The following is a 17,667-nucleotide window of genomic DNA, read 5'->3' on the forward strand; positions in this document are numbered from 1 at the left end:
ATTAGAGTCATTACTTGCTTGTTAACCTTGGCATACATATGTTTTGGACTATTTATGGAACCTTTTTATTTTATCACTGAGAGTTGAATCTTATTTTTTTGTATCATTGGCCGAAAGATATTACTTAGCTTCTGTTAAGTTAGTCCATAGCAAATAGGGTATGTAAAAAATTAATAGTAGCGAAACAATCTTAAGTAAAAGGTGAAGCTAAATAATAAGATAATTGTATGGCATGAATTATTTCAATTAAATAATGTTTTTTCTTATATTATAAAGTGTCTTTATAATATAAGAAAAAATATTAACGAGTGACATTATTTAAATATTTGTTGCTGCGTTGTCTAAAATTGCAGTATGTAGGCTTATATATTAATAACCCCGACCGTTGTCGGGGTTATTAATGAGTGGCAGATGTTATAGCGCTTCGATTTTCCCATATTGTTCTGTCAGCTGGCTTTGAGCTGACTTGGCAGTATCGAGTTTTTCTTTCTCTTTAGCGATAACAGCATCAGGAGCGTTGGATACGAATTTCTCGTTTCCTAGTTTGCCTTCTACGCGGCTAATTTCTTTCTGAAGTTTATCCATCTCTTTTTTGAGACGTCCTAGTTCTGCATCTTTGTCGATTAAGCCTGCCATGGGCACCAAGACCTGCATATCGCCCACTAACTGCGTTGCTGACATCGGCGCTTCGTCGCCTGGGTTGAGCCAGGTGATAGAAGCAAGAGAGGCAAGTTTTGATAGAAAGTTTTGGTTTGCATCCAAGCGAGTCTTGTCTTCAGCGTTACCATTTTGTAGCAGGATATCTAGCTCTTTAGCAGGAGATATGCCCATTTCACCACGGATATTACGGACACCTGCAATAACACCTTTCAGCCATTCGATATCGGCTTCTGCTGCCGTATCGATTTTAGCTTCATTGGCAATAGGGAAGCCCTGTAGCATGATGGTGTCGCCTTCAACACCCGCTTCAGTTTTGATGGACTGCCAGATTTCTTCGGTGATGTACGGCATGATCGGATGAGTCAGTCGTAGGATTACTTCGAGTGCCCGTACCAATGTACGACGTGTACCGCGCTTGGCGCTTGCAGACGCGTTTTCGTCCCACAGTACAGGTTTGGATAGTTCTAGGTACCAACCGCAGTACTCGTTCCAGATAAAGTCGTATAGGGTTTGTGACGCTAGGTCGAAGCGGTATTCTTCAAAGTGCTTGCTTACGTCAGCTTCCACTTGCTGCAAGCGGCTAGCGATCCAGCGATCGGCCAATGACAATTCTACATCGCCCGCTTTGCCATCCACTAGGATCTGGCCGCAATCTTCGCCTTCAGTATTCATTTGAACGTAGCGTGCGGCGTTCCAGATTTTATTACAAAAGTTACGGTAACCTTCTAAGCGTTTCACATCCCAGTTGATATCACGGCCAGTAGAAGCCAATGCTGCCAGTGTAAAGCGCAATGCATCGGTGCCATGGGCGGCAATGCCTTCTGGGAATTGCTTCTCAGTACGTTTGCCAATCTTTTCAGCCAGTTGCGGCTGCATCATGTTACCGGTACGTTTTTCGAGTAAGTCTTTGAGTTCTATACCGTCGATCATATCTAACGGATCAAGGACGTTGCCCTTAGATTTAGACATTTTATCGCCATTCTCGTCACGGATAAGTCCAGTAACATAAACGGTTTTGAACGGTATTTGTGGCTTGCCGTCATCATCTTTAACGAGGTGCATCGTCATCATCATCATACGGGCAACCCAAAAGAAGATGATATCAAAGCCTGTGACGAGTACATCTGTCGAGTGGAACGTTTTCAGGCGCTCAGTGTTTTCGGGCCAGCCAAGTGTAGCGAATGTCCATAAGCCTGAGCTAAACCAGGTATCCAATACATCGTTGTCTTGGCGTAGTTCTGTCTCAAGATCTAAACCATACTTCGCTCGTGCTGCGTCGGCATCTTTAGCGACGTAAACATTGCCTTGGTTATCGTAAAACGCGGGGATACGGTGACCCCACCAGAGCTGACGAGAGATACACCAGTCCTGAATGTCGTTCATCCAAGCGAAGTACATATTTTCGTACTGTTTAGGGACAAATTTAATGTCGCCATTCTCAACTGCTTCAATGGCAGGTTTGGCTAATGTTTTAGCATCAGCAAACCATTGGTCTGTTAGCATCGGCTCAATGACAACACCACCACGGTCACCGTAAGGAACGGTCATGGCGTTTTCTTCAACCTTTACGAGTAACTCAAGGGCCTCAAAATCTGCCACAATCGCTTTACGTGCAGCAAAGCGTTCCATACCACGATATTTCGCGGGTAAAGTTTTGTCGAAGTCGTTGCTCTCACGGCCATCAGAAGTAAACGTTTGTGCTTCGTCGCGGATATCCCCGTTAAGTGTGAAGATGTTGACCATCGGCAGCTTGCAGCGTTTACCTACTTCATTATCGTTAAAATCATGTGCAGGTGTGATTTTCACACAACCCGTACCTTTCTCCATATCAGCGTATTCGTCGCTGATAATAGGAATACGACGACCCACAAGAGGTAGTTCAATGAATTTGCCAACGATGCTTTGAAAGCGCTCATCTTCTGGGTTTACGGCTACAGCCGTATCACCGAGCATAGTCTCAGGGCGTGTTGTACCCACGACTAAATAGTTTTTGCCTTCTGCTGTTGTTGCGCCATCAGCTAGAGGGTAGCGTAGGTACCACATCTTGCCTTGGACTTCGCGGTTCTCTACTTCAAGATCAGATATAGCTGTATGTAGTTTAGGGTCCCAGTTTACCAAGCGCTTACCACGATAAATTAACTTATCGTCGTACATGCTGATAAAGGCTTCTTGAACGGCACTGTAAAAACCTGCATCCATAGTGAAGCGTTCGGTTGGCCAGTCAACTGAGTCGCCTAGACGGCGCATTTGGCGTGTTATGGTATCGCCAGACTCTTCTTTCCATTCCCAAATCTTTTCGATGAAGGCTTCTCGGCCTAAATCGTGACGCGTTTTTTGCTCTTCTGCCGCAAGCTTGCGCTCTACTACCATTTGGGTTGCGATACCGGCGTGGTCGGTACCTACTTGCCATAAGGTGTTTTTGCCTTTCATACGATGGTAGCGAGTGAGTGCATCCATGATGGTGTGCTGGAATGCATGGCCCATGTGCAGGCTGCCGGTGACATTCGGCGGTGGAATCATGATGCTATATGACTCGCCTTCGCCAGAGGGGGCGAAGTATCCGTTGTCTTCCCAGGTTTTGTACCAGGATTTTTCAATCTCGTGTGGCTGGTAGGTCTTATCCATCGTGGTCTGCGTCTCTTGGCACTGTTTGTGTAAGGCTGCTTGTGTAAAGCGGCTTAAATTAAGGACTGGCGGCATACCGAACGTTCTTTAGGAGTGCGTGCGGTGAAAAAGATACAATTGTAACCAGTAAAACAGAGAATTATACCTGTAGAGACGGTATCAATGAAGGCGTTTAAGAGGATCGTTTACGCATATCGTGCATGCGAGGCTGGATTCCAGCAGTTTGGTAATCTTTAAAGCGTGCACGTGTTAGCCCGAGTATCTCATCGGACTGAATGACAATTTCCGCTACACGACTAAACTGTGCTGTTTGAGTGGGGAATATAGCCGATAAATTTACCAACATATCGGGCGTTTTTGGAATATGTTCGAGTTGCCATCCGATTAAAATAGGGGCATGTAATTCTTCTGTGGGCAGGCTATTGGCCAAAAAGCTTTCAGGTGAAGACTGCCACAGACGTTCACTGATCCGCTCGGCCATATGTTCAGAATCCGTGTGAATATACAGCCAGTGACCCGCGCTAATTGCGCGAGTCGCCAATTTTCCTAAAAATTGGTAGCGGCTGTCTTCATCTGCACTAGGCAGAATGTAAAAGTCGGCTTGAGACATTATGAGTCGTCTGTCATCTCATTGGCTGCTTGATTTAGCAAGTACTGGCTCAATAAAGGGACACAACGGCCTGTAGCCCCTTTTGCTTTACCTGCACTGTTCCAAGCAGTGCCTGCAATATCCAGATGCGCCCAGCGGTAGGATTTGGTAAAGCGAGATAAGAAGCAGGCAGCTGTAATCGTCCCTGCTGCGGGCCCACCAATATTGGCGATATCAGCAAAGTTGCTATCGAGCAGCTCCTGATAGTCGTCCCATAACGGTAAGCGCCATGCGCGGTCATTCGCGTAGTCACCTGCGCTGCTTAATTCGCTAGCGAGTTCTTCGTCGTTGGTCAACAGACCACAAACACTGTTACCCAGTGCAACGATAACGGCTCCCGTCAAAGTTGCTATGTCGACCACTGTTTTTGGATTAAAACGCTCAACATATGTAAGAGCATCGCATAACACTAAGCGGCCCTCTGCATCTGTATTAAGAATTTCGACAGTTTGACCAGAAAGTGTTGTAACAATGTCGCCTGGCTTAGTTGCTTTACTTCCTGGCATATTTTCGGCGGCAGCAATAACGCCAACGACATTGATAGGCAGGTCCATTTCAGCAATAGCATGCATGGTGCCCATGACGGACGCTGACCCACACATATCAAATTTCATCTCGTCCATTTTAGCGCCGGGCTTAAGAGATATACCGCCAGTATCAAACGTTACACCTTTACCAACGATGACATGTGGCTGGGCATCGTCTTCGCCTCCGTTATATTTCATAACAATCAAGCGTGATGGCTGCTCACTACCGCGTCCTACTGATAGCAAAGAGCCCATTCCAAGGTGCTCCATGGTGTCTTCGTCGAGGATTTCACACGTTACGGAGTCATACTCGTTGGCTAGTTCTTTGGCTTGTTCAGCAAGGTAATTTGGCGTGCAAATATTACCTGGTAGGTTACCTAGATCACGGGCTACATTCATACCGTTCGCGATGGCCGTTCCATCAACCAGTGCGCCTTCGCCTTCTTCTGTCTGTGCATCAGGCAGGTGGATGCAGAGTTTTTTGATGGCATAAGGCTCTGCTTTTTTGCTTTTGGTATTATCGTACTGGTAAAGGTCTGCGGTAACCCATTCGGTTAAATGGCGAACTTGGCGATAGGTATCGGCTGTTTTTGAAGCAAGCCCATCAAATGCGACGGTAACTTCTTTTAAACTGACAGACTTGATCGTGGAGCTAAGTGTAGTTACGACCTTTTTATAGTTACGGTCATGGCGCTCCTCAGCTTTGCCCAAGCCAATTAACAAAATGCGTTTGGCCGCAACGCCGTTAATTTTCTGTAACAGTAATGATTCAGCAGTTTTTCCCTTGATATCACCACTACTGATGAGACCGCTGAGGTAGCCTTGTGAGGCTTGGTCTATGGCCAGGGCTGATGGGCTGAGTGTCGCTCCATCTTCAATTCCAATTACCAGACATTCAGTTTCCAGAGATGCAACCGCACCGTTTACAATTTCAAAATCCATGATGGCTCCAAACAAGACATTAATGCTGGTTTGATAGATAATGCCGGTTATTTCCAGCATCTATAATTGTTTGGCACTATAAACCATTTCGTTGATATACATAAACCCTTTAGCTTACAGGTTGGTTTACTTTGATTATTTTTCGCTACTTGTCTCGTCAGATTATGATGAGTGCACTGGCTGTTAGTGCTGTGCTGACTATGTTGATTGTTAGCGGTCGTTTTGTTAGATATTTGTCTTATGTGGCTGCAGGTGAATTGTCCCCAGAGTTTGTTTTTCAGGCAATTATGTATCGTATACCGGGTATGTTGGTATTGATCCTTCCTCTAGGTTTATTTCTGGGTGTGCTGCTTGCTTATGGGCGCATGTATCTTGAAAGTGAAATGGTGGTCTTGAATTCTAGCGGTGTGAGTGGCCACAGGCTTGCTGCATTTGCGTTGGGGCCAGCGGTTGGTGTGGCCTTGGTCGTCGCTTTATTGAGTTTATATATTTCACCCCTTTGCTGGCAACAGATTGAGATTATTTATGAAAAGCAAAGTGCGAAAAGTGAGCTGGATAGCTTGAGCCCCGGTCGATTCCAGAGTTTAGGTAAAGATGGCCGGCGTACTACCTATATAAATGGCGTAAAAGAAGGAGGGAAGGAACTCGATTTTATTTTTGTGTCCGAACGAGATAGTAAGACAGGGCAGTTACGGGTCGTACTTGCGGAGTCAGGCAAACAAGTAGTCACGAACCCCAAAACGGGTGACCGCTTTGTTGTACTGAAAAATGGATACCGTTATGCCGGTGTTCCTGGCCAGGCTAATTATCAAGAAGTTAAATATGCCGAATATGGTTTTTTGATGCCTCGTCCTGGCGATAACCTTCGTGGGCCTGAGATTGAAGCCATGACAGTCAGCGAACTAATGGGGCGTTCAGGCACTTATTATCAAGCCGAACTTCACTGGCGCTTCTCAACGCCGCTCTTGGCGTTGATTATTACACTCATAGCCGTTCCCATGAGTAAGACCAATCCTCGGCAGGGGCGTTATGCCAAATTGATCCCATCGATCTTGCTTTACATGTTGTATTTGACACTGTTAACGAGCGCAAAAGGGATGATTGACGACGGAGAAGCATCGGTCAGTTTATTATGGATGATTCATGCAGGTTTCTTTTTACTGGCCATGAGTTTGATATTTGCATCTGGGGTCTGGGAGCGCATTTTCAGTTTAATACCGTCCATTCCTAAGCGAGGTAAGGCTTGATGAAATGTTTGGATCGTTATATCGCTTATCAAGTGCTCAGTGCTGTTTTTGTAGTGTTGTTGATTATTGTCGGGCTGGATTTGATTTTCGAATTTGTGGAACAAGCCGGTGATATTAATGAGCGTTACCGTTTTGCAGATGTACTGAGTTATTTAATACTCAGAGTACCTAGTCGTTTATATGAGTTTTTACCTTTGTCCAGTTTAATTGGATGTATGGTTGGTTTGGGAGTATTGGCAAGTAATAGTGAATTAACTGTGATGCGTGCCGCGGGTATTTCAATACAACGTATTGTGTTGAGTGTATTAAAACCTACTATGTTACTAGCGGCGCTAGCTTTAGTTCTTGGTGAATACGTCGTACCTGTTACTGAACAAAAAGCACAAAGCTCGCGTGCCTTAGCTCAGTCGGCAGGCGAGGCGTTACAGTCTAAGCATGGCGTATGGCACCGTGAAGGTGGTCAGTTCATTCATATAAATGCGGTCGACCCTGGCGGGAAGATACATGGAGTGACTCGCTACACGTTTAACGATCAACGCCAGATGCTGGTCTCTAGTTTTGCAGTAAGTGGTGTGTACAGTGAAGGTGCTTGGCAGTTGAGCAATGTCGTGAGTACTATTTTTTCAGATGACCATACAAAGACCAAACAAGTAGAGCAAGAACGCTGGGAATCGGGTTTAACGCCGACATTGTTATCGGTGATAGTAGTAGACCCTATGGACCTGTCGATTACTGGTTTGTGGTCTTATTCAAGCTATTTACGTGACCAAGGTTTGGACTATAACCAATATTTACTGGCTTTTTGGACTAAGAGTTTACAGCCTGCGGGAATTTTCGCGCTGGTTTTAGTGGCTATTTCTTTTATATTTGGGCCATTGAGAAGCGTGACTGTTGGCCAACGAATTATTGCTGGTGTTATTGTTGGACTAATTTTTAAATTTTCTCAGGACCTGTTAGGTCCTGCCAGCACGATAGTTGGTTTTACACCACTGTTGGCAACCGTTATTCCAATTATTATTTGTTTTGTTGTTGGGCTATTTTTATTACGTAGGGCTGGTTAGCTCGTTTTCTTATCTTTCTTTTTGGGTGGTAATTGTACAACACGTGTACCCGAAACCTGATCGTGCCACGTGAGTTTTTGGTCTGAAAAGAGCACCCATAAATAACCTAAGCCAAGACAGGTAATAGAAATTCCTGCCATAAAAAAGCGGATCAATGAATGTACCCAGCTGAGACTGTAGCCTTCAGCTGTTTGAACCCTGATCCTCCATGCCATCATACCCACCGTTTGTCCTGAACGTGTCCAGAAGTACCCAAAAAATAGGAACATAGCGACCAAAAGAAGTGATTTATACAGGGGGCCTGAAACAGGCTCTCCATCATTTATGGCAACACCTATGCCACTCAGCACAAATAAAATGGCGATGACGATTAAAATGTCATAAACCAAGGCCGCAAGTCTGCGCAAAAGTGATGCTTGTAGTACTTGTGTTTGATCGTAAACTTTTGGCATGGTTATCCTTGTTTTGAAATAGTTTAGCAACGAGTGTTGGTTGCAGTTAGGTTGCTTAATTTAAACAGTGGTCGAATTAAGGTGCCGATCATACTGCCGAGAAAGGCAGCAACTAGCCACAACCAACCATGCAGACTGCCTGATGCTATACCACTAAAATAGGCGCCGATATTACAACCGAAAGCAATAGTGGCTCCGTACCCCAGCATCAGGCCGCCAATAACGGCCGCAATCCAATGTGGCCAAGGCATACGCCATTGTATCGTAAGCTTGCCAGCGAGAGAGGCCGCTAGTAGCGCACCCATAATAATGCCTACATTCATTAGAGTTCCAGCGTCAGACGTGAGTGGTTCCATTAATGCGGATTCGCGCCCTGGTTGCATCCAGTATGTCCAAAAATCTAATTCTAAATCAATATTTAACCATTCTGCTGCTTTTGCTCCCCAAAGCGGGTAGGCAAGGGCAACTGCCCAAGGGCGACCAATCATGGCGAGTGTCATGAAATTTAGTACGGCTAATGCTACTGCACCCCAAATAAAGGGCCAAGGGCCTAATAATAATTGGCGATGTAAGGGAAGAGAAGTGTCGTGAGTATCTTTATCAATGGAGCCATTTCGGCGTTTTTCGATTCTCAATGTTATCCACGTAATAAATGCAAAAACTGATAAGTGAATGATAAGTGCGGGCACTAAACCAAACGCTTCAATAAATGAGTATGGAGCTAACTGGGGAAGCGTTGTCCACCATTCATAGTCTTTTGTAGCCCAGAGAGCACCGACCGTGAATCCAAGCATGCTTGGAATAGCTCGGAGCTGCCCACCTCCAGCATGATAAAGGTTACCCGAAGCGCATCCATTACCTAGTTGCATGCCAATGCCAAAAATAAAAGCACCAATAACAATTGACCAACCTAATGGGCGAACAAAACCTGAAATATTTGTGCCCAATAAGTCCCCTGCTGCTAGTGCAGGAAAAAACAAGCAAACAGCAACCGACAGCATCAGCATTTGTGCTCTGAGGCCTTTGCCTTGCCCATGAGTGACAAAAGTGCGCCATGCAGTGGTGAAGCCAAATGCTGCGTGATATAACGCTAAGCCTAAGGCTGTCCCCAGCATCAATAAGCGTGCTTCATGCCAAGACTCTATTTTGGCTATCCAAAAAAAGGCTGTGATACAGAGTAAAGTTACTATGCTCAGAGGGATAAAGTAACGCGCTGTGAATATGGGCGTTGTAACAATGGGGCGTGTACCAGAGGGCATATGGAGAAAGCCAAGTATATACTGGGGCTAAAAGGGCTGGTTAATATACCACTCGTTGACGAATTCGTTAAGTGAATACTATGAGCACTAAAAAACAAGAATAGTCTGACGCTTTAACGTCAGACTATAAAGCAGCGTTTAAACTGATTAGTTCTTGAAAGGTTTTACATAGTCTTCTTCATAATCAGAAGCGAGTGTTTTTGCTTCGTCCATCTGATTTTCTTGAAGTTTCATGAGTAAGCGGCTCTCAATAGAAGATGCTGTGCCGTTACCTAGAGCTGCTGCATTGTGCATCCATGCATAAGCAATGACGTCAGCTGGATGGCTGTTGTCTTGCCCGTACCCATTTGAATACAAAGTGCCTAAGAAAAACATAGAATTGGTATAGCCTTGCTTAGCGGCTTTACGGTACCAAAGCTCTGCTTCTTTAAAGTTTTGTTCAACACCCGTACCGAAGTTATAGCTTCTGCCTACGTTATGCTGAGCCGCCACTAAGCCTTGATCAGCCGCTTTTTGGTATAACTCAAAAGCTAAGCGGCCATTACGGTCTGCTCCATAGCCAAATTCATACATTTCGCCGGCGCGGTTTTGAGCAGAAGCATCACCTGCTTTTGCTTTGGGTAATAGCGCATCGAGTTCGACTTTGTATTCTTTATTTTTTAGCTTTCTAAGGCTATTAACGCTATTGATGTTTCCTTTACGCGCGCCTTGGTCATAAAGCGATTGCGCTTTTTTGATGTCTTGATTAACACCCCACCCATTTTCATAGAGTTGACCCATGAGGTTGGTAGCATCAGCGTTTCCTTCTTTTGCTAAGTCCTTAAGATTATCCATTGCAGTTGCATAATCCTGCTTTTGAATAGCCTCAGTAGCAGCTGAAATACTGGCTGCCATAACACTCATGGATTGCAGCCCCAAGATAAGGCCTGCAGCGGCCAATAACGTTTTCTTGCTCATATCTGGTCATGCCCCAACGGTTTTATGGGATTAAAAGTGGCACCATTATACAGATGCCCAGTCGCTATTTGAAATTGCCAACCCTAAGCACTTAGAATAAGATTGATAATTAATTAGAACTTCCTAATGTTTGTATTTTAACGGATCGTATGCTGTGCTGCAGCAAAAAACCGCTCAAATCTTGATATCGGTTAATTTTCTGGAGTACTAATCGATTCTAGTCTGAACGTTCTGCGCTGAGAAGTTCAATCATGTAGCCATCGGGGTCTTTTACAAAGGCTAGAATAGTATCGGAAGTCGTATCTTTCATAGGCCCTGCTTCACGTACAACTTCGCCACCTCTTGCTTTAATTGCATCGCATGCTTGATAAACATCGTCTACTTCAATAGCGATATGCCCATAAGCATTACCTAACTCGTACTGGGCGGTATCCCAGTTATGAGTTAACTCAAGAGCGGTATGTTCAGACTCGTCGCCATAGCCAAGAAAGGCCAGAGTGAAGCGCCCCTGTGGGTAGTCTTTTTGACGTAATAGTTTCATTTCGAGTGTGTTTGTATAGAAGTCGATTGATTTGTTTAAATCAGTGACACGTAACATGGTATGTAACAGGCGCATAAACCCTTCCTGAATGGCTATGAAATCTCAATAATTGGACCTAACAAAGTTGCCGAAAGCCTTCTAGAATGTAAGTATATCCTATGCGCAGTTATTAATGTCGTGCGGTTTACTGAAGGACATGCCAATGTTTCAAGATATGACAAAAAAAGTGAGTGAATCTATTGAGCCTTTTAAAGAGTTAGTCAATATTCAAACACGTATGCTCGAAGACCTTACTCGTCAGCAAATGGAGTGTACTAAATCCTGCATCAACGCCACGCTTGCGCAAACTAAACAACTTCAACAATGTAAATCAGCTAATGATTTGTTGGAGTTACAACAATCTTACGCGCAGGAATTAGAAGATACGTTAAAAGGAGCCAGTGATGAGAACCTGAAGTCACTGCATGATGCACGTGATGAAATAGAAAAGATCACTAAAGACGCATTTAATGCTTTTGCTTCAGAATAGTTTTTTAGTTTTATAGATAAAAGCAGCTTTGGCTGCTTTTTTAATACCTATATAAAACTGTTATCACCATTATAATAGGCACCTGTGTTGAATATGAGGTAGTTATGAGTAAGCAGGTCGGCGTTATTTATGGATCGACAACAGGCAATACCGAACGTGCTGCTGAGCTAATAGTTGAGCAGCTAGGGTCGCAAGCTGTATTACATAACATTGTTGATTTAGGTTTGGAGGGTATTGCAGATTACGATATTTGTATTTTTGGCATCCCTACATGGGACTTTGGTGAACTGCAGGAAGATTGGCAAGATATCTGGAATGAGTTTTCTCATCTGGACCTAAGAGGAAAGCCATGTGCCTTGTTTGGCTTGGGTGATCAAATCGGATACGGCGAATGGTTTTTGGATGCAATGGGATTACTCCATGAATTGCTAGAAACGGCTGAAGCGGTAGTGCACGGGAAATGGCCTGTTGCTGGTTATGAGTTTGAAGCATCTAAGGCGTTGACTGAAGATGGAGAGTTTTTTGTGGGTTTAGCACTGGATGATGATTGTCAGATGGCAGAATCAGATGAGCGTATTGCTGAATGGTTAGTACAATTAAAACCACTGTTTGATCTGTGAAAAGTCGATGAGATCACATCGAAATGATATCGTGTACGATTACATTCATAATCATAATTAGCTTTATGGAAGCATTCTTATGGTGGGTAATGGCAGTGTAGAAAAGGCACGTGAATTTGCCGTAAAGGCACATGGTAAGCAATTGTATGGTGAGTTACCGTATTCTGTACACCTTGATGCTGTTGCATCACTGGTAAAGCCCTATGGTGCAGCGGCTGAAGTTATCGCTTACTTACATGATGTCGTTGAAGATACAGACGTGACCATCGATGAGATTTCTACAGAGTTTGGTGTTTTTGTGTCGAAATGCGTAGCGATAGTGACGGATGAGCCTGGTAAAACAAGGAAAGAGCGTAAAGCTAAAACATATGAAAAAATGGCTCATGTGAATGGCGAAGAAACGCTTGCCTTGCTTGTGAAATCTGCAGACCGTTTGGCAAATGTTAGAGCGTGTGTCGCAGAAAGCAATCGTCGTTTGTTGGACATATATTTGTCTGAGTACTCTGTCTTTAAGCAGTCAGTTTATCGTGAAAGTCTGTGTGAAGAAATTTGGTTAGAGTTACAAAAAATGCACACTACTTGAGCCTCTTTTTTAAGCAAGGTTAACAAGCCAGTAAACCCCCGTGGCAGAAATTCCTCCTATTACGCACATCAGTAAATAATTAGTCTTGGGTAAGGTATTAAGAGGAGTGTTGATGGTTTTATCACCACTGATCATCCCCTTTATTAAAGGCTCTTTCTTAATGAGGCTATGGTAGGCGACTGCGGTTAGGTGTAATGCAATGGCCGCTAAAAGAAAGTTAAAGTTCAAGTGATGGATGGACGTAAGTAGGTCACCAGTTTTACTGCTTACGAGGATATAAAGAGGACCTTCTGTAAATATGTCATCACTCGTGAAAAGTCCAGATATTGCTTGGATAAGCACTAATAAAAGTAGTGTCAGCACCATCCAGCCACCGAGAGGGTTGTGCCCGATATAAGCTTTACTCTGTTTGTTTAAAAGTTTTTGTGCATATGTAAAAGTGTTTTTTGGGCTGTACAAAAAATTTGAAAAACGCGCATAACGACTACCCATGAAACCCCATAAGAACCGGTATGTAACTAACCCAAGCATGTAATATCCAGTATAGATATGCCATTTCATGATAGTGCCGCCTTCTTCACCTGAAAACCATAAAAACCCAATACCTGCGACCAGTGACCAGTGCATTAATCGGATAGATATATCCCACACTTTAACGGTGTTGTTTTGATAAATAGAAGCGTCGTTCAAAATTAAACTCCGTTAATCCATAAGTGAGTAAAAATGCTCAATACATAACCTAAAGCAATGGCCCAGCTCCACTTTAAGTGGCTCAGAAAAGTATAGGTACCTTGGGCTTGTCCCATCAGTGCAATACCCGCAGCAGAGCCCACAGAGAGTAAAGATCCACCTACGCCTGCGGTAAGGGTGACTAATAGCCACTCATTCGTATTCATAACAGGATTCATGGTAAGCACCGCGAACATAACAGGGATGTTATCTATGACGGCGGAGAGAACACCGATCAAGGAATTAGCCCATGTTGTACCTAATGAGCCATAAAGCGCGTCAGACAGTAATGCGAGATAGCCTAATGTTGAGAGTCCGCCAACACATAGGACCACGCCATAGAAAAACATCAGTGTATCCCATGAAGCTCGCTCTACAACATTGAAGATATCAAAGCGTCTGATTACATCTGTATGATCACCGCCAACGTTACGCATATCTTGAATATTGTCTTTGTGGTGGTGATGTATATGCCCGTGATCAATCACGGATGATTCGTGCTGGCATAAGTAATAGCCATAAAGCTTCAGTACGCCTAATCCCGTCATCATGCCTAGGACAGGTGGTAGGTTTAAGATGCTGTGCGCACTAACAGAAACGGCAATGGTCATAAGAAACAGAGTAATGACAGTGCTCCCGCCTTTTTTCATATTCTGTTGATGTTCTTTATGAAGGGTGGGTGGTGCTTTCTCAACGACAAAAGACATGATGAATGCAGGGACAAGCCAATTAACTAGCGAGGGGATAAACAAGTTAAAAAATTCTTGGAATTGTACGGTGCCTTTTTGCCACACCATGAGAGTAGTGATATCACCAAAAGGGCTAAAGGCTCCGCCCGCATTGGCGGCGACAACAATGTTGATGCACCCAACAGTAACAAATTTAGTGTAATTGTTACCCACCGCCATGACGACAGCACCCATTAATAGTGCAGTGGATAAGTTGTCGGCGAGAGGTGATATGAAAAAAGCGAGCGTGCCAGTAATCCAATAGATTTGTAAAATAGAGAAATTCTTGAGGACTAACCAGCTTCGCAAAGCGGCAAAAACATTGCGTTCCTCCATCATATTGATAAAGGTCATCGCGGCGAGTAAGAACAAAAACAGTTCGGCATATTCAAGGATGTTGTGTCGAACGGCAATGCCTGCTGTTTCAGTATCTCCATGCACAGCATAACCAATGCCGACAACTAGCCATATAAGCCCCGCAGCAATAATAATAGGTTTAGATTTACGCAAGCGCGTAAACTCTTCGCCTAGCACAAATAAATACCCTACAAAAAAAATAAAGAGTGATAAATAACCAAATATCGAGTCAGTAAGGTCTATATCTTGTTGGCCTGTATTAGCGGTGAAAGCCCATGCTGGTGTATATAACATTGATACAAACAGGGCGAGCATGACAGTAAGAACAAGGAAAGAGATGTAGTTGTGTTGGGTAAGAAATTTTTTCATGAAATTATTTTGGTATATATCGGTTTAAAAGTCGAATTGTGCACTGCAAAAAAATACAATTAACATATAACTGTTACAAAGATTTAAAGCCGAGCGCGTATCGGTTAAAATACTTTCCCTTTTGAATTTGCGAGTGTTGGGCATTAACGATGGAAGTCAATCCGATCATAAATGACTTGAAGGATATCGGTGAGCGAACGGCATCGCTTTATAGCTATCTGGATTATCCAGGCACGAAAGAGCGCCTGGAAGAAGTAGAACGTGAGCTTGAAGATCCTGCGGTCTGGAATGATCCTGAGAATGCTCAAAAACTAGGTAAAGAGCGTTCGGCATTAGATGCTATCGTCAGTACATTGGATACGCTAAAGCATGGCGCGACTGATACTCGCGAATTGTTGGATATGGCTGTTGACGAAGATGACGAAGAAACAGTTGAAGAAGTCATTGCTGAAGTCAGCGGTTTGATGGCTAAACTTGAAACGCTTGAATTTCGCCGCATGTTTTCTGGTGAAGTTGACCCAAATAATGCCTTTTTGGACATCCAGTCAGGTTCTGGTGGTACGGAAGCGCAGGATTGGGCCAATATGGTGCTGCGAATGTACCTGCGTTGGGGTGAAGATAAGGGCTTTAAAACAGAGCTGGTTGAAGCCTCTGATGGTGATGTTGCGGGTATTAAATCGGCAACTATTCGCTTTGAAGGTGAGTATGCCTTTGGTTGGTTGCGTACAGAAACCGGTGTGCATCGCTTAGTGCGTAAATCACCCTTTGATTCGGGTGGTCGTCGCCATACATCGTTTTGCTCGGTATTTGTCTCGCCTGAGATTGACGATAATATTGAAGTAGATATTAACCCGGCAGATTTACGCGTTGATGTTTATCGAGCCTCTGGCGCGGGTGGTCAGCATGTTAACCGTACCGAGTCTGCCGTACGTATTACTCATGGACCTTCTGGGATTGTGGTGCAGAGTCAAAGCCAGCGGTCACAGCATCAGAACAAAGACACTTGTATGAAGCAGCTACGGGCTAAATTATACGAGATGGAAATGCTCAAGCGTAGCGAGGCTGCACAAGAGTTAGAAGACTCCAAAGCTGATATCGGCTGGGGAAGTCAGATTCGCTCTTATGTTCTGGATGATCAGCGTATTAAAGATCTACGTACCAATGTGCAGTCCTCCAACTGTGACAAAGTGCTGGACGGCGATCTCGATCTATTTATTGAAGCTAGCTTGAAAGCTGGTTTGTAAAAACTATTAACTTAAAGGTTCACCACACCCATGTCTGACAACAATCAGAAGCAAGATCAGAAACAAGATGAAAACCGACTGGTTGCAGAGCGTCGGGAAAAATTGAATGCTTTACGTGAAGCGGGAAATGCTTTTCCTAATAGCTTTCGTCGAGACAGCTATGCACAAGACCTGCAAGAGCAATACGGCGAACAGACGAAAGAAGAGTTAGAAGCTGCAGGCCATACCGTCAGTATTGCGGGGCGTGTTGTGCTTAACCGCGGGGCGTTTGGTGTTATTCAGGATGTGAGTGGGCGTATTCAGTTTTACGTGAATAAAGACGCACGCCCGTTTGCCAAAAGTTTGGACCTAGGTGATATCATTGGTGTAACCGGTGTTCTTCATAAGTCAGGCAAGGGTGACTTATACGTGGACTTGGGCGAGTATCAACTACTCACAAAAAATCTGCGTCCATTACCTGATAAGCACAAAGGGTTACAGGATACTGAGATGCGTTATCGTCAGCGTTATGTCGACCTGATAACCAATGAGCAATCTCGTAAAGTTTTCGAAGCACGTTCTAAAATTGTGTCAGGTATTCGTAAATTCCTGACTGAGCGTCGCTTTATCGAAGTCGAAACACCTATGCTACAGGTTATTCCTGGTGGCGCGACGGCACGCCCGTTTGTAACACATCATAATGCGCTGGATCGTGATATGTATCTGCGTATTGCCCCTGAGCTTTATTTAAAGCGCTTGGTTGTGGGTGGTTTTGAGAGTGTTTTCGAAATTAATCGTAGCTTTCGTAACGAAGGTCTTTCAACGCGCCATAATCCTGAATTCACCATGATTGAGTTTTATCAGGCTTATTCTGATTATAAAGATCTAATGGATTTGACAGAAAATATGCTGCGCCAAGTCGCTCAAGATGTGTTGGGTACTACGACCATTGTCAATACAGTGCGCAATGATGACGGCGAAGTACTTGAAACTTTCGAGTATGATTTATCAAAACCGTTTACTCGTTTGAGCGTTTTTGATTCAATTTTACAATACAACCCAGATATCACAGCTGAAGCATTGGCAGATGACCATGCAGCGCGTCAGATTGCACAGCGTCTAGATATAGATGTAAAAGACGGTTGGGGTTTAGGTAAAGTTCAAATTGAAATCTTTGAGAAAACAGTTGAGCACTTGTTGCAGCAGCCAACGTTTATCACTGAATACCCAACAGAAGTTTCTCCGTTGGCGCGGCGTAGTGACAATAACCCATTCGTGACTGACCGTTTTGAGTTCTTCGTAGCTGGCCGTGAGCTAGCTAATGGTTTCTCGGAGTTGAATGACTCTGAAGACCAGGCTGAACGTTTTAAAGCGCAGGTAGCAGAGATGGAAGCGGGCGATGATGAAGCCATGCATTACGATGCAGACTACATCAACGCGCTAGAGTATGGCTTGCCACCAACAGCCGGTGAAGGTATTGGTATTGACCGTTTGGTGATGCTATTTACTGACTCGCCGTCTATCCGCGATGTTATTTTCTTCCCAGCTATGCGTCCGCGTGCTTAGGCATTAGTAAATTGAAAAAAACTGCTTCGGCAGTTTTTTTTAT

At 44.1% G+C, this 17,667-nt stretch carries 16 protein-coding genes; 7 read left to right on the forward strand and 9 right to left on the reverse strand.

Annotation, left to right across the window (positions count from 1 at the left end):
• Nucleotides 1-414: 414 nt before the first annotated feature.
• The 3 genes from QZZ55_RS08030 to QZZ55_RS08040 form a co-directional block, all read right to left on the reverse strand.
• Nucleotides 415-3,285, reverse strand: coding sequence for a valine--tRNA ligase (locus QZZ55_RS08030; protein ID WP_293266876.1), 2,871 nt, complete (start codon nt 3,283-3,285; stop codon nt 415-417).
• Between the two features lie 172 nt (nt 3,286-3,457).
• The gene (locus QZZ55_RS08035) at nt 3,458-3,895 is read right to left on the reverse strand and encodes a DNA polymerase III subunit chi (protein ID WP_293266805.1); all 438 of its coding nucleotides are present in this window, start codon (nt 3,893-3,895) and stop codon (nt 3,458-3,460) included.
• On the reverse strand, nt 3,895-5,403 hold the full coding sequence (locus QZZ55_RS08040; RefSeq protein ID WP_293266806.1) for a leucyl aminopeptidase: 1,509 nt from the start codon (nt 5,401-5,403) through the stop codon (nt 3,895-3,897). Before QZZ55_RS08040 ends, QZZ55_RS08035 begins: the two co-directional genes overlap by 1 nt.
• 131 nt (nt 5,404-5,534) lie before the next feature.
• Between QZZ55_RS08040 and lptF the strand changes: the two genes are divergently transcribed.
• Nucleotides 5,535-6,650 (forward strand): LPS export ABC transporter permease LptF, encoded by a 1,116-nt coding sequence (gene lptF / locus QZZ55_RS08045; RefSeq protein ID WP_293266807.1) that lies wholly within the window; start codon nt 5,535-5,537, stop codon nt 6,648-6,650.
• Nucleotides 6,650-7,711, forward strand: coding sequence for an LPS export ABC transporter permease LptG (lptG, locus tag QZZ55_RS08050; RefSeq protein ID WP_293266808.1), 1,062 nt, complete (start codon nt 6,650-6,652; stop codon nt 7,709-7,711). The genes lptF and lptG overlap by 1 nt, the downstream gene beginning before the upstream one ends.
• On the opposite strand, the gene QZZ55_RS08055 is transcribed toward lptG, so the two are convergent.
• The 4 genes from QZZ55_RS08055 to gloA form a co-directional block, all read right to left on the reverse strand.
• A complete protein-coding gene (locus tag QZZ55_RS08055) occupies nt 7,708-8,163 on the reverse strand; it encodes an RDD family protein (protein WP_293266809.1) in 456 nt (151 codons plus the stop codon). The genes lptG and QZZ55_RS08055 overlap by 4 nt on opposite strands.
• A gap of 23 nt (nt 8,164-8,186) precedes the next feature.
• On the reverse strand, nt 8,187-9,422 hold the full coding sequence (locus QZZ55_RS08060) for a YeeE/YedE family protein (protein WP_293266810.1): 1,236 nt from the start codon (nt 9,420-9,422) through the stop codon (nt 8,187-8,189).
• Nucleotides 9,423-9,569: 147 nt separating this feature from the next.
• The gene (locus tag QZZ55_RS08065) at nt 9,570-10,379 is read right to left on the reverse strand and encodes a tetratricopeptide repeat protein (protein WP_293266811.1); all 810 of its coding nucleotides are present in this window, start codon (nt 10,377-10,379) and stop codon (nt 9,570-9,572) included.
• Nucleotides 10,380-10,596: 217 nt separating this feature from the next.
• Nucleotides 10,597-10,995, reverse strand: a complete 399-nt coding sequence (gloA, locus tag QZZ55_RS08070; RefSeq protein WP_293266812.1) for a lactoylglutathione lyase — start codon at nt 10,993-10,995, stop codon at nt 10,597-10,599.
• Between the two features lie 127 nt (nt 10,996-11,122).
• Between gloA and QZZ55_RS08075 the strand changes: the two genes are divergently transcribed.
• The 3 genes from QZZ55_RS08075 to QZZ55_RS08085 all read left to right on the forward strand — a co-directional run bounded on the left by QZZ55_RS08075 (nt 11,123) and on the right by QZZ55_RS08085 (nt 12,652).
• Nucleotides 11,123-11,449, forward strand: a complete 327-nt coding sequence (locus tag QZZ55_RS08075; protein ID WP_293266813.1) for a phasin family protein — start codon at nt 11,123-11,125, stop codon at nt 11,447-11,449.
• 104 nt (nt 11,450-11,553) lie between these two features.
• A complete protein-coding gene (locus QZZ55_RS08080; protein ID WP_293266814.1) occupies nt 11,554-12,069 on the forward strand; it encodes a flavodoxin in 516 nt (171 codons plus the stop codon).
• Between the two features lie 79 nt (nt 12,070-12,148).
• Entirely contained in the window at nt 12,149-12,652 is a 504-nt protein-coding gene (locus QZZ55_RS08085; RefSeq protein ID WP_293266815.1) for an HD domain-containing protein, read from the forward strand.
• 9 nt (nt 12,653-12,661) lie between these two features.
• On the opposite strand, the gene QZZ55_RS08090 is transcribed toward QZZ55_RS08085, so the two are convergent.
• The gene (locus tag QZZ55_RS08090) at nt 12,662-13,342 is read right to left on the reverse strand and encodes a cytochrome b/b6 domain-containing protein (protein ID WP_293266816.1); all 681 of its coding nucleotides are present in this window, start codon (nt 13,340-13,342) and stop codon (nt 12,662-12,664) included.
• A 2-nt stretch (nt 13,343-13,344) separates the two neighbouring features.
• A complete protein-coding gene (nhaD, locus tag QZZ55_RS08095; RefSeq protein ID WP_293266817.1) occupies nt 13,345-14,835 on the reverse strand; it encodes a sodium:proton antiporter NhaD in 1,491 nt (496 codons plus the stop codon).
• Between the two features lie 149 nt (nt 14,836-14,984).
• Between nhaD and prfB the strand changes: the two genes are divergently transcribed.
• Together prfB and lysS are read left to right on the forward strand one after the other, a co-directional pair.
• Nucleotides 14,985-16,079 (forward strand): peptide chain release factor 2, encoded by a 1,095-nt coding sequence (gene prfB / locus QZZ55_RS08100; protein WP_293266818.1) that lies wholly within the window; start codon nt 14,985-14,987, stop codon nt 16,077-16,079.
• Nucleotides 16,080-16,109: 30 nt separating this feature from the next.
• Entirely contained in the window at nt 16,110-17,624 is a 1,515-nt protein-coding gene (gene lysS, locus QZZ55_RS08105) for a lysine--tRNA ligase (protein ID WP_293266819.1), read from the forward strand.
• Nucleotides 17,625-17,667 lie beyond the last annotated feature (43 nt).

Origin of the sequence: Neptunomonas sp., from assembly GCF_016744175.1 — a bacterium.
Classification (GTDB): domain Bacteria; phylum Pseudomonadota; class Gammaproteobacteria; order Pseudomonadales; family Balneatricaceae; genus Neptunomonas.

Coding starts and splice junctions, on each gene's coding strand:
- QZZ55_RS08080 (WP_293266814.1), top strand. CDS start 11,554: ATGAGTAAGCAGGTCGGCGTTATTTATGGATCGACAACAGGCAATACC.
- QZZ55_RS08055 (WP_293266809.1), bottom strand. CDS start 8,163: ATGCCAAAAGTTTACGATCAAACACAAGTACTACAAGCATCACTTTTG.
- nhaD (WP_293266817.1), bottom strand. CDS start 14,835: ATGAAAAAATTTCTTACCCAACACAACTACATCTCTTTCCTTGTTCTT.
- QZZ55_RS08060 (WP_293266810.1), bottom strand. CDS start 9,422: ATGCCCTCTGGTACACGCCCCATTGTTACAACGCCCATATTCACAGCG.
- QZZ55_RS08075 (WP_293266813.1), top strand. CDS start 11,123: ATGTTTCAAGATATGACAAAAAAAGTGAGTGAATCTATTGAGCCTTTT.
- QZZ55_RS08030 (WP_293266876.1), bottom strand. CDS start 3,285: ATGGATAAGACCTACCAGCCACACGAGATTGAAAAATCCTGGTACAAA.
- lptG (WP_293266808.1), top strand. CDS start 6,650: ATGAAATGTTTGGATCGTTATATCGCTTATCAAGTGCTCAGTGCTGTT.
- QZZ55_RS08035 (WP_293266805.1), bottom strand. CDS start 3,895: ATGTCTCAAGCCGACTTTTACATTCTGCCTAGTGCAGATGAAGACAGC.
- QZZ55_RS08065 (WP_293266811.1), bottom strand. CDS start 10,379: ATGAGCAAGAAAACGTTATTGGCCGCTGCAGGCCTTATCTTGGGGCTG.
- gloA (WP_293266812.1), bottom strand. CDS start 10,995: ATGCGCCTGTTACATACCATGTTACGTGTCACTGATTTAAACAAATCA.
- lysS (WP_293266819.1), top strand. CDS start 16,110: ATGTCTGACAACAATCAGAAGCAAGATCAGAAACAAGATGAAAACCGA.
- QZZ55_RS08040 (WP_293266806.1), bottom strand. CDS start 5,403: ATGGATTTTGAAATTGTAAACGGTGCGGTTGCATCTCTGGAAACTGAA.
- QZZ55_RS08085 (WP_293266815.1), top strand. CDS start 12,149: ATGGTGGGTAATGGCAGTGTAGAAAAGGCACGTGAATTTGCCGTAAAG.
- prfB (WP_293266818.1), top strand. CDS start 14,985: ATGGAAGTCAATCCGATCATAAATGACTTGAAGGATATCGGTGAGCGA.